10 protein-coding genes are annotated in these 12,936 nt (G+C 39.0%); all 10 read right to left on the reverse strand.

Features of this window, described 5'->3' with window-relative positions; genetic code table 11:
* Nucleotides 1-101: 101 nt before the first annotated feature.
* The 10 genes from CTN01_RS22805 to CTN01_RS15340 all read right to left on the reverse strand — a co-directional run bounded on the left by CTN01_RS22805 (nt 102) and on the right by CTN01_RS15340 (nt 12,922).
* Nucleotides 102-4,127 carry a DUF6701 domain-containing protein gene (locus CTN01_RS22805; protein ID WP_045149781.1) on the reverse strand — a complete coding sequence of 1,342 codons (4,026 nt, stop codon included), beginning with the start codon at nt 4,125-4,127 and terminating at the stop codon, nt 102-104.
* Between the two features lie 172 nt (nt 4,128-4,299).
* On the reverse strand, nt 4,300-8,466 hold the full coding sequence (locus tag CTN01_RS15300) for a DUF6701 domain-containing protein (protein ID WP_045149780.1): 4,167 nt from the start codon (nt 8,464-8,466) through the stop codon (nt 4,300-4,302).
* Nucleotides 8,459-8,911, reverse strand: a complete 453-nt coding sequence (locus CTN01_RS15305; protein ID WP_045149779.1) for a hypothetical protein — start codon at nt 8,909-8,911, stop codon at nt 8,459-8,461. Before CTN01_RS15305 ends, CTN01_RS15300 begins: the two co-directional genes overlap by 8 nt.
* Nucleotides 8,901-9,629, reverse strand: a complete 729-nt coding sequence (locus CTN01_RS15310) for a PilW family protein (RefSeq protein ID WP_045149778.1) — start codon at nt 9,627-9,629, stop codon at nt 8,901-8,903. Before CTN01_RS15310 ends, CTN01_RS15305 begins: the two co-directional genes overlap by 11 nt.
* Nucleotides 9,629-10,240: a type IV pilus modification PilV family protein gene (locus tag CTN01_RS15315; protein ID WP_045149777.1), complete on the reverse strand. Its 612-nt coding sequence runs from the start codon at nt 10,238-10,240 to the stop codon at nt 9,629-9,631. The genes CTN01_RS15310 and CTN01_RS15315 overlap by 1 nt, the downstream gene beginning before the upstream one ends.
* Nucleotides 10,237-10,716, reverse strand: coding sequence for a prepilin-type N-terminal cleavage/methylation domain-containing protein (locus CTN01_RS15320; protein WP_045149776.1), 480 nt, complete (start codon nt 10,714-10,716; stop codon nt 10,237-10,239). Before CTN01_RS15320 ends, CTN01_RS15315 begins: the two co-directional genes overlap by 4 nt.
* 99 nt (nt 10,717-10,815) lie before the next feature.
* The gene (locus CTN01_RS15325) at nt 10,816-11,319 is read right to left on the reverse strand and encodes a type II secretion system protein (RefSeq protein ID WP_045149775.1); all 504 of its coding nucleotides are present in this window, start codon (nt 11,317-11,319) and stop codon (nt 10,816-10,818) included.
* 40 nt (nt 11,320-11,359) lie between these two features.
* Complete coding sequence (locus CTN01_RS15330; RefSeq protein ID WP_045149774.1) at nt 11,360-11,830, reverse strand: type II secretion system protein; 471 nt, start codon at nt 11,828-11,830, stop codon at nt 11,360-11,362.
* 31 nt (nt 11,831-11,861) lie between these two features.
* Nucleotides 11,862-12,317, reverse strand: coding sequence for a prepilin-type N-terminal cleavage/methylation domain-containing protein (locus tag CTN01_RS15335; protein WP_045149772.1), 456 nt, complete (start codon nt 12,315-12,317; stop codon nt 11,862-11,864).
* A gap of 14 nt (nt 12,318-12,331) precedes the next feature.
* Complete coding sequence (locus tag CTN01_RS15340) at nt 12,332-12,922, reverse strand: type II secretion system protein (protein WP_045149771.1); 591 nt, start codon at nt 12,920-12,922, stop codon at nt 12,332-12,334.
* Nucleotides 12,923-12,936: the final 14 nt, after the last annotated feature.

Here is a 12,936-nt window from a genome sequence, read left to right on the forward strand (position 1 = left end):
AAAATTCGTTAAATTGCACTAAATGTACCAAGCGCCAGACACTGAAACAAGGTAAGGATTGTCAAACCTACCACAGATTTGCAATTTATTTGCGCTAAGGCCTAATTTAACCCTTTTTCACCTCGATAAACGATGCGATCACTCCCGCGATAGACACCAAATGTCACAATCGCAGATGGATCTTCATCGCCTAATTCTCGCCAGTTATAGGTTAGCCACGGTTGGTATTCTTTGTTGGTTTGGCTACAACCAATATTGGCTGGTGTGTTGGTTGCAATACGTAACCAAAAACGAGTTTGTTGTTTTTTATAATTAGCAGGCGTTGATAGTTGTGGATGAGCTTCAATTTCATCGCTTTCACCAACGCTGACCTTTCCCGTTATATTGGTTGTTAATATCGATGTATTAGCTCCATCAACCGGATGTAATGCCAACTTACAATAATAACTACTGTTGTATGTTGAGCCACTATCATCAGTATTTGTTTGGAATTCACTACCATCCCAATATTCAATCTTTAACGGGAGACTAACGGGTTGATCAAATGAGCTGATCGCATCATCTAGAACCATTCGCCCATAACGTAAATTAGGTGTTTCTTCAAATTGTGCGACGGTGTGTGTATCGACAGCATCGTTATTAACTGATGCACTATTTCGAATGGATATGGGATCTTGATTTTCCGTTATATACCCACCAAAGCGACTATTACTTAAAGACCAAGGACCATCTGCTTCTGTTGTTAGGTTGATAGCAGCAATGGCCTTACGTGCTAATAACCATGTTTGTTGAACTTCACGATTCCAGAACCTCTTAAAGCTCTTTTCTGCCAAGCCTGTTATGTGATGATATGAAAAACGATGATTTAAGCTCGTTAATGATGGCTCCTCATACGCAGTCAGTGCAACATCAGCTTGATACGCCAAATCAAAGTTGTTGTAATTATTAACTTGATTACCCAACGCATTTTTCGCTTTAATCATTACTTGAACATTAAATGGCTGGCTTAAATAAGCAAATTGATCATGTCCGTTTGGATATATAATGCGGTTAGGTTGAAGCTCTAAATATTTAGGGTAAAAACGACCAATATTGCGATAGCCTTGATTAATATTCATACCCAAATATTGTGCTGCCGTATTCGCTTGTAAACGCACACTGCCGACTTCACTCCAAGATAAATCTTTATAGGTTAAAGCTTCAGTATGTTCTTTTACTTTTATGCCTTGCAATTCACCTGGCTCACCATTCTCAGGTGTTATTGAATGATCTGATGGGATAGATAATTCAACACTTGCTGCTGGAGCACCTGATTTAGAGAAGTTAGGTGTAATTGCGCTTTCACACAAATCAATGCTATTAGAATACCGACTATTAATATCTGAAGTTTCGGATCCCGAACTGCGCCAGACTATAGGTTTTATATCAACATCAAACTTCTCACCCGATGCCACAAAGCCTTCACCTGATGATGATGTACCGTCTGCTTTTACATATTCACCATCTTGATTTTTTGGACACACGGCAAATGTCCATGGGCGGGCATGCACTTCAACTGAGCCTTCTAATTGTTTCCAACTCCCAAACTCTGTTGGTAATTCATCATCTGTAGAAAAAATATCGCAGCCAGTTGATAACGAGCAGTTAGGATCTGCAAGATTTAACCCTACAATACCTGCATCGGAATATTTCAGTGCAAAGGTCGACACTCCCTTATCAAAAGAGAATGTTTCTTGAGACGTTTGCCAGTCACTATTAATAGCCTTTATTTGTAAGTCGCCATTCCCGCGGCTTGCTGGCTGTAAGAAAGTACTCGTCATAACTAACGGTTTATCACCTTGATAACCAGTTGCAATCGTTACTTGATCATTTTCGCAAGCAAGTGCTTTTAATTTAATATTTTCCCTAGGTTTGCCCGCAATTACTTTTATTGGGCTTGGCGAAATAGCAAATTTAAATGGTACAAAAGTATAACTACCATTAACGGTATTGGTTGATGGTGAATTATTTAATTGTCCTTTAACCGCTATATTGCCGATATAATCATGGCTTTTCAGCCGCAACTGACCAACACCATTTTTTATATTTACGTCAGCGACTTCTGAAACATCTTTATAAGGCGTTTCACTATTGATTGGAAACCACGATGCTTTTCCTGCTGTTGTGATATTAGTGCTCACCGATACTGAACCAGAGTAGGTGTTAGCTAGCGTTCCGTCTTCATTGTTAACACTAAACGTAACAGGCAAATAATCGCAGGTTAATGAAAATGCAGTTGATGGCTCAATATCTAAAATATAATTATCAGGTTTAGGGTCAAAACACTCACTTTGCCCAATGATTTTTGACTTATTCGTTAAAGCAACTTGATTAATAGTTACTGCACCATAAACCATTGCCTTGTTACTTAAGTTCGTTTTTTTCTCTGAATATATAAGCGCCTTTATAATAGAACTGTTAGACACTGCATTAAAATTTTTAAATAACAAAGGCGAAGTAGGTGGCTCATTATATGCGTAGATAATCAAATCATCAGGACTGCCATCCATATTAATTAAAGCGCCATTGGTTCCCGAACTATGGTTAAAAGAATAACCTCTAGTATATATAATTACTTTATTATTCTTAGGGACAATAACTCGAGAACCATTAACAATAAAACTATCTATCCAGTAAGTCCCCGTTTTTAATGTTAGCTGACTATTTGAATCTAAAGATAATGTTTCAATTTTCATATCTTTATCTAATGTTATTGAACCTCCTCTAACAGACAAGTTTTTATATTCACTGTATGTGATCTCTGGTTCAATTTGTTTACCAGCATCAAATATATTATTACTTTTATTTTCTTTAAAACTAGGAAGTTGAGGCTTATCTTCTTTCTTTACAATTAAGTTTTGACTCTCATAACATGGAGAATCATCACAACCTTTATCAAGGTAATTATTAATATTTTCTTGGCGAAAACCGACATACCTTTTATTTTTCATTTCAACAGTATTTATTAGTCGACTATCTTTCCCTATTTGCAAACTCGGAGAACTATTACCTTGCCATGTTTGAGCTGGGCTTAAAAAGTATTTACAAATATTATTATTGGCCAACGAATTTTTAGCAAAAGCAAAAAAACCTACCTTTTCTTTTATATGCGTGCGTTGACCTATAAACGTCCATGGTGGAATATCTTCATCAACAACAAAGCTCACCTGTTTCAAGGACTTCTTACATTGACGAACCCAACCACCTTGTCCACCTTGGCGCTGCAACTTCCCGGCGATAAAATTTGGAACAGTGGTATAAGTTTGACGAAGATTAATAGGAGTGTCACACGTGTACTTTAATGGCTTAAATTTACCCGAATTTGAAACGATATCACCAGATGAAAATTCATAGTCATAGCCATTGGTTTCACCAATATTAGGAATACTAACTAAATAACCAATTTTTTCCTTTTCTTTTAAGATAATTTTATCTTTGTCTTTATCTTTTATATATACACGCGTAAGTTCAAGACCTAAGTCAAATCCCATTGATGAAATATTTTTAGTTGCGGTCGTTAACCAGCGTTTATTGTTTTTAGTTTGGACTTCAGAGAGAACAATCGGCGATCCACTCAACAATGAAGGGTAAAAGGATAGATCCACTCTTTCATAGGCTGGTGAAGACCTTTTACCATCAGCAGAATATCTTTTAGTATTCACACTGCCTGCTAATACTTGGTGCCCATCCTCAAATGTTGTAATCCCCTCTTCAATAACTAAATAAGAAATCACTGGTATTTGATTACGTGATAACGAATATAACGAAGAAAGTGGCGCCACTATTTGTGCTACGGAAAAAGATTTTTTTGTAACATTTAACAAGGCAATAGTCTGAGGGGCGTCATCATCTGGATTATCGCTTGGTATTGTTGGCATTAAAAATACCAATGGCTTTGTCGCATATGTATTTTTTAATCTAACAACGCAACCAGACCGATCCTCATAAACAGCCGCTGATTCAGATAAAATAAATGATGAACATGTACTTGTATCGAATGTACCAAATTCATATTGAGCACTATGCGCTTGCCATGCAAAGAATAAACTGAAAAATAAAACGTTGATTAACTTAAGACATAGACGCATAAAAATCCTTCCACCCACAAATAAAAGGCTATTCCGTGCCTTAAGGGGATCTAACTAATCTCAACTTAATATCTTAATTATTAATAACGTAAACATCTACATCCAGAGTAAATAATTACATACAAAAAAGCCGAGAGCTCACACTCTCGGCTTTCTGATGAATAAATAAGACTTACTGGTAATCAGCAGCAGGGATCCCTGGTTCATCTCGGTATAATATTCGGTCATTACCTCGATAAATTCCAAAAGTCACAATAGCCGATGGGTCTTCATCACCTAAATTCCGCCAATTGTATCGTAGCCAAGGTTGATGAGAGTACGCTCCAAAACAGTTAATTGGATTTTTATCTTTTAACCGTGGTTTCACCGCACTCAAACGCTGCCAAAATCTTATCTGTTGTTTAAAAGTAGTACTATTTGAACTGGTACCATATCCAGAGATTTGGCTTGGGTTAGCCATAAAGTCTCCAGATAAGGCTTTGCCCTTCATTACTTTTCCACTACCGGATGTATAAGCACTGCTCTTGCTATCTTCAGGATACATACTGATCACTTGGCGACAGTAATTTGCACCATTAAACTGCGATACTGAATCATCCATATTTTTAACAAATTCTGTACCATCCCAATATTCAATACGTAACGGCACTGCTAGCGATTTACGAATATCACCACCGACATTTTCTAATACCATACGTCCATAACGGAGATCGTTAACTCCCACTAGTGCACCCTGTGCATTAACCTGTTCCCCCGACCATGTTACGTGATCAGGAAACGCTTCACCTTGTTTCACTCGCAACTGCCATTGGTCAAACGGTCCATCTTCAATACTGGTGTTAGTATCTTTTTCTTTACGTTGGAATACCAGTTTAGACGGCTTAAAAACAACCTCAGAATTACCTTGGCTATTTTGCTGCCAATCACCGATTTTAGGAGACATTAACGATTTATCACTGCGCATTTGTTTTAAACGTAGATCTAACGGTACGTACCCCCCGTTATTATTCCCCGACTCTAATTTAAACTTACTCTGAAGAGACGGATCAAATAAGGCATAATTTTTAACTGGTTGATTATTCTCGTTAAAAGCATTAATCGTGAATCCAGCATCAAATGGCTGATCCATATAAGTGAATGAGCCTATCGCAGGTGTTACTTCATTCTTAGAAAAAGCAAAATACTTAGGATAAAAACGCCCTATTTGACGTTTACTCTGATTAATATTATTGCCATTCTCTATATAATCGTTCATCCCAACCTGTAGCCAAATACTGCCGACTTCAGACCATCTATTACTAGTAACTAATACCCCGTTCAAGGTCGGTTTTACTGTCATTTGACCTTGCGTAAATGTCCCCATAACGCCACTAGAAGGTGAGGCTAGGTAAGCCTGCATCAACAACCCATTTCCCATAGTTGGCGCATCTGGAGCAAGGAAATTCTCCGTTACAGAATAGCTACAGTATTTATTATCAGATGAATCAATAACAGTACCTTGGGAGCTACCTTCCAGCCACACTAAAGGCTTAAGCAGCACATTAAAAGGTAACCCCGCGGCAATATACCCCTCACCACTTTTAGACGTGCCATCTGCTGTATCTAATGTATTAGCTTCATTAGGCTTTAACGGACAAATCGCGAACATCCACGGCTTTGAATTAATTGCAACAGAACCGGTTAACCCATTAGGCAGCAGCTCACGTAACGCTTTTGCTTCCTTCGTTTTGGTTGTCGTTAACGTGCAGCTATCACTAGTACAATTTGGATCAGAGACATGCCAAGCAATAACACCCGCATCACGATAACGCAAAGTAAGCGGTTCAGATTTCCCTTTCTCGAACTCTACTTTTGCTTGCTTAGATGCGCCTGTCGCTGATTCAATATGCTTTCCTTTTACAATTTCAACAGTAATAGGATTATTGGAATCTGCAGCTTTTTTCGGCGCTTGATATTCAGTTGAAAAATCTAATAACTTTGTTCCATTGTAGTTTTCAACTAGCTTGATGTTCTTACCTGTTGTGCATGTCATTGCTTTAATTGTGGCGGTAAAGTCTTTACCCGCCACTATATTGTGACCATCATTAAGATCAATAGCGAAACCGCCAGGGATAAAGGTGTAATTACCCTCAGGTGCATCACCAGCCATAAACTCAATACTTGCCGTTATTTTCAGCGTCTCCGATCCCGTCGGTATTACCCAAATAGCTGCATGTTGATTTTTCGCTGGCAACGTAAATGTATGCGTACCCGCAGTGAACTTATAAGGTGATGCTAGCGCTGAATTATCTGCCCAAATGCCACCTGTTGACGAGGTAATATTAACCGTAATATCACCGTCAAATTCTTTAGTACCATCATCCGATGTCACATTAAAATCAACTTGCTGGGCATGACATAAGGTCTTTGTGACTTTTGTCGGTGTGATTGTAAGTTCAAATTTAGGTTCTGGCTCAGGATCAAAACATGCACTGCTACCGATAATCTCAGTTTCTACATTATTCACATCACCAGTCATAGTGATGTCAGGCGCCGTTACTGCACCGGTAATCCGCGTGATCTGGTTATTCAAGCCATCACTCATCGTAAGGTTACGCTCAGAGTAAATTAAGCCAGTGATCTGACTGCCTTTGTTTAGCTCAATATAATCATGGAGAATATCATTGACCGGTTTTAAGTCATGAACAACAATAAGTAAATCATCAGCAATTCCAGATAATGGCTTAATGGTTGAGCTGATCAAACTCATCTTTTTCACATGAACAACAGAGCCCGTAGGAAAGATAATATTTTTATTACTTAAATTAATAGTGTTAAACCAAAATACCGTTTTATTGCCAAAGTCTCTCTGTGATTGTAAATCGCCATCATCAACAGCTGGCCATGTATCTAACACTTGTTTTTTAGCAAATAAGCTCGGGTAAGGCTGAGCCGTATGACATTCTTCGCCATTACAGTAATTGTTCTCACCACCACTTGAATTAATTGTCTTAAAACCTATATAGCGTTTGCCTTCTTTTACGGCTGAACCTTTAATTAAGACATTATGGCTAGCGTTAAATGCGCCAGTAGAGGTTTGCCATGTCTGAGCGGGACCTGGGAATACATTACAGACTTCTTCTGATGCACGACGTTGGAAAGCCATAAAACCAACCATTTCATTGGCATGTTGACGCTCAGGGTTATTATGCTCATTTAAGTCTTCATCAGTAACAAAGCTCACTTCAAGAACATCTTTACCCGGCTTTTGTTGATTTTTACATAAACGGATCCATCCCCCGTTAGGTCCTAAACGGGAATTTTTTGAAGCAATAACTAAAATGGGGTTTTTTGACTGATCCGAAAAATCAAAATCACTGCCTTTTAAATCAGTAAAACCTGCACATTGCTCCGTAACAGGCTTAGTGATCTTTTCAATCCCATGATAATTCCCATTTAGGGTGTTGGGTGTTTCGGCAGGACCTAAAGAAAACTGTAAACCTTTGTATAAACCACTACCTTCAACTAATAAATAACCAATCGTCACATTATGGTTAAGCACATATTGAGTTTCAGAGCTATCCACCCCTAAATAAAAATGGCCATTATTGCTCGTACCTTGATTTATCGTGCCACGAATAATAAACGGCGTTATCCACTCTGATTCTATACCTGTAGCAGAAATAACAGACGGTTTATTTCTTGGCTGAATTTCTGCGATTCCTCCAGGTGTTTTACTTTTAAATCCACTAGGAATCGTAACAGGCGTTACTTTGCCTTTCTTTATTAATGGGTTTAACTTCTTGTAATCGATATCGCCTTTACTTGTTTGAAATTTAGGATCTTTAGCATCAAGCTGTTTATGTACAGTCAGTTCAGCCGCAGTAATACGACCATTATTGCCTAATGCAATGGTGCCTTTCTCCATCGCAAAATAGGTAATTTTACGCATAGGAATACGATATAAGGTATAGGTTTTATTTTTAAAATGATGCCATTTCGCTTCCCATGACTCCCAAGAACCTAAAAGACTATCTTCATCTTCTAAACGAATTGCGCTCGATACTTTCGGATAAACCTGTCTTACCCCAAATGCATAAGTATTACCTTTTTTGTATATTCGGGTAATTTTTAAAGATGATGGCGCATCAAGACCGTTATCTGTAATGGTCGGCATGAGGAAAATTAACGGTTTCGTCGTAAATTCTTTATTTAAAACAATTTCACACTCTTGGTTAATACAGCCATTGGGGCGTGAAATATCACTTTGTCCAAAATCGAATACTGGCCCACCTTCACTCGCAAACACCATACTGCTCAGCATCATTAAGGAGATAAAAAAAACAAAATTTTTAATCATTTAAATCTTTCGCCCACACTTCTTGGGTGCGTGTCATTGCCACGTTATTACTACCGCAGGTAGCTGTACTTTCTAGGTGGTACTCATTCACTGTTTTACCACTTGATAACCTAATCTTTTTCCTTGTACATACCACCTTTATTACTTGGCACCCTTTTTGGAATGGCGGCATAATTTTTTCAATTTCAGATGATGTATAAGTTATGCATTTATCAGAATCACTCTGAAATGGACTTTCTAGTGGGAAAAGTCGAGTTAATACAACCTCATTTGCCGAATGGGCTGTAAACCATGCTCGTGTTCCAAGCACCTCTTTGGTAGTCATGGTTTGACTAGAGGTACCAATTTTCGTCATCACCATAGCCATAAGCCCCATAACGACAATGACAAACAACACTATCATTAAGCCACTACCACGTTGCTTGTTATAACTGCTATAAGACATTCATCACCTGTACACTATGGTTGTAATCTGACTTTTCTTGAGTACGTAAGTCTAGGTACTGAATAGAAAATAACGCTATCGCATTACTGTTTAAGCCCGTGGCTTGTACATTAGGAATAAATTTATCGATGTTCTCAGCCATTAATACGCCCTCAAGCTCATCATTGACCTTTCGCACAATAGTCTTACCACTTTGGCAATAACTGATCTTATCTTTGTATAAATATAATCGATTACCGGGAGAAGATGCCTCCTCGATTGGCGAGGTTAATGTCAATTGATACGTCTCATCTTTTGAAGCTGGCGCAGTAATACTGCTCACCGCTATGGTGTTATTCTTATATTGCTCAGATGAGGCAAAGCCCACCGCAACAAAATTACCGCTATTACTCCAGTTAGTAGAAAAGCGTAACGGAGTGATCGCAATCGTGTTGCTGTTATTCGGCAAATTATCGTAATACACCGCTGGAGCAATAATCGGATAAAAGCTCAGACAATTAGATGTATAACTTAAACTGTTCGGTGCTGCATGACGGATTTCTTTAGTCATACGTGCAACTAAAAATCGGGCTTGAGACTGTAATCGCTCACGATCAACCGTATTGGTATACCCCTTTACACCAATCGCAATATAACTACCAATACCAATCATAATGATAGATAGAACGACAATTGCTATCACCATTTCAAATAGCGTGAAACCGCGCGGCTTAGCCATCAATAGTTCCCCCTATAGGCGACGTAGTCATATTTACCATAGCGTCCAGCATCCACACTCACTGTAATTTTTTTCAAAAGCAGTGAGGGCACATACTCGACATTAATAGTGGCATGAATATGGGTATAATTTGCGGTTGATAGACTTGTTACTAAATCTGTTAGTTCACCACGGCGAGAAGTTAAACTGGGTTTAACATAATTATTGCCATTATATGTATAAGGGTTAGGGCACAGCGTTGTATCTCCCCAACAGCCAATAAAATCATCGACGTCATTAGCCATTGCAGGATTCGTTGCTTCTAAAGGGTCATCTGGCCCTAAACGTGCTGGCAAGGTACATGGATTACGATTTCCTTTAGCATCATCCTCACCACAGCGATAAACACTGTCGCCATTAGGATTAGAGTTTTGGTCGAACTGACGCGCTAATATTTCATTAAAAATCGCATCAGCCATTGCCGCTGAACGCGCTTGATATTGAGGAACCGCAGAACGCTCAACTTGAGGAAAAAGAAAACTCACTAGAGTAATCATCGCTATAGCGAGTAATACAATAGTAATGATCCCTTCAATAAGGGTAAAACCGCGCTGTTTTATGTAAGTATTCACTTACTACACACCTTATCTTTCTTTTTATACACATAACCTTGGCTATTAATACAAATACTGGCGGTTTGTTTATTTTGTGCCGTAATCGTAATAGTACAACCGTTAGCACACACTAACTTCGATGTTTTATTAACTGGCTGACCAAGCAAATTAAAGTACAACTTAGCACGTGTATTTCCGTCATCGACTAATGAAAATTCGGTATTGGTTTGTGATTGATGCAAGCTCCCATCCATTTCTGGATTAGCGGCACCGCAGACACCTAAACATTGCGAAGAAACATTCAAGGGAGCGCGTTGCCCTTGCATTGAAGATATTTGAATTTGGCGAATAACAGAAATCGCCTGATCACGGGTCAGTTGTGCATCAAATTCACTACGCCCTGAAAAGCGTGCAGCTGCAGTGGCACTGATGATCCCAATAATCACGATCACCATAATGAGTTCAACGAGAGTAAAACCTTGTTGTTGCTTCACATTACCACCTAAACATGACCTATTGTTATGTAATTTATCAGATTAAAACAAAAAAGGCGCAGCCGGGTGACTGCGCCTTTGGTTCTAGCTATTAGCTAATTATTTACAGTCAACAACAGAAGCTGAAGCGGCTGAATTTGCAGATGCAGCCGTGTAAAGCACATAACAATCAGACGCTTTACCACTTGCTGGAACTTTATTTGCAAATGTAAATGCAATCTTACCGTTAGCTGTATTACTACCGCTTGTAGACGCACCATCTATAGTAACTGGCTTCCATTCAGTAGTATTCTCAAGACCATTTACAGCCTTCATAATACCGTTAGCATCAGCTGTTGGATAACCAAAAATAGTAGATATTTTATTAGTACCATCTACAGTTACATCTGTTGCAGAACTTGCTGTTTCGACCCCTTTGATAGCGGCCTTACCATAAACAATACCTGATGCACCGCTGATCGCACCTTTCAAACCTTGAAGGGAGGCATTACGCGCATCGACTTGAAGATTCATAAACTTAGGTGCTGCAGTTACCGCTAAGATACCTAAAATAACGATTACGACAACTAACTCAATTAAGGTGAAACCATTTTGACGCTTCATATTTTCTCCAATGAAACAGTGTTACTTAGCCAATACTAACTTATTTACAATTATGAACTTCAACTGTTGCTGCAGCTGTCGATGTCGCCTGCTTATACGTTACGGAACATTCTGTTGTATTTTCTTTTTGATTAGCAAAAGTATAAGAAATTGATTCACTACCTGCAGTAGTCACAGCACCAAATGCTTTCCATTCTGTATTACCAGCTTGTAAACCATTAACAACAAGACCAAGTGCTGCTGATGTTGCTACAGGGTATCCATAAGCTAACGTTACAGTACTACCAGCTTCACTAATCGCACCAGATGCACCTTCTTGGCCTTTAACAGCCGCTTTACCATAAGTAATACCTGCCGCACCTTGTATTGCACCTTTTAATCCTTGAAGTGATGCATTACGCGCATCTACTTGCAGGTTCATAAACTTAGGTGCAGCAGTAACTGCTAAAATACCTAGAATTACAATCACTACTACTAACTCGATTAGCGTGAAACCTTTTTGGTTATTCATATCAGCTCCGAAGATTTTATTAATCAATAAATTAACTACATTTATCAACAGAGACTGTTGCAGCTGCTGTCGATGTTGCTTGTGTGTACGTTACAAAACAATCTGTTTTAGAATCAGGCTGATTAGCAAAAGTATACGAAATCGTACCCGTTCCAGTACTTTTCACCTTCCATTCATCTGTATTAGAGAGACCATTCACAACCAATGCTAGAGAGGCTGACGATGCAATAGGGTAACCATATTTGAGTGTTACTGTACTACCAGCTTCGCTAATTGAACCATTCTCACCTTCTTGACCTTTAACCGCAGCTTTACCATAAGTAATGCCAGCGGCGCCTTGAATAGCACCTTTTAAACCTTCCAGTGAGGCATTACGTGCGTCTGTCTGTAAATTCATAAACTTAGGTGCTGCAGTTACGGCTAGAATACCAAGAATAACTATCACCACTACCAGCTCAATAAGCGTAAAACCCTTTTGACTTTTCATATTGATTCCTTTCTTTATTTCAAATCTACTTCAACACGGCCCACTGCCGGCTGGTAAGTAAAAGAATGCCCAGCTAATGGATTCACTTCGCCAGAGCTATTTTTGCTAGCTGATGCTAGCTGGTAATAACGACACTGTTTAGCGGCACCTGTGCCTTCAACCGTGACGAAAAATAAATCTTTACCACTAGCAAGATCATCGCGTGATGTCGTTGCTAACGGTGGGTTTTGCATCAATTCTTGCAACAAATCTAAACAGTCCGTCGCCGTCATATCGACCACATCAGTTGTTGTACTGGTGTTTAACGCAAACGGATAACCAGGACGTATATTTAACGTGGTATCTTCTTGGGTTAATTTAAATTCAGTACCGTCGTAATCAACAACATTATTATTTCCGCTATCAACAGGGCGACCATACGCTTCCCATTGTGCTCTAGCTGAAATCACAGCGGTTGCAAAACCACCCGTCATTCCTTCTATTGCAGATTGTTTAGCTTGATCGGTGATATTCATAAACCGAGGTAAAGCGGTTGCCGCTAAGATCCCGAGCACAATAATCACAACGACTAATTCGATAAGCGAAAAGCCGGCGTTTTTTTTCATTTCCCTATCCTTAC

This window comes from Photobacterium angustum (genome assembly GCF_003026365.1).
Taxonomy (GTDB): Bacteria; Pseudomonadota; Gammaproteobacteria; order Enterobacterales; family Vibrionaceae; genus Photobacterium; species Photobacterium angustum.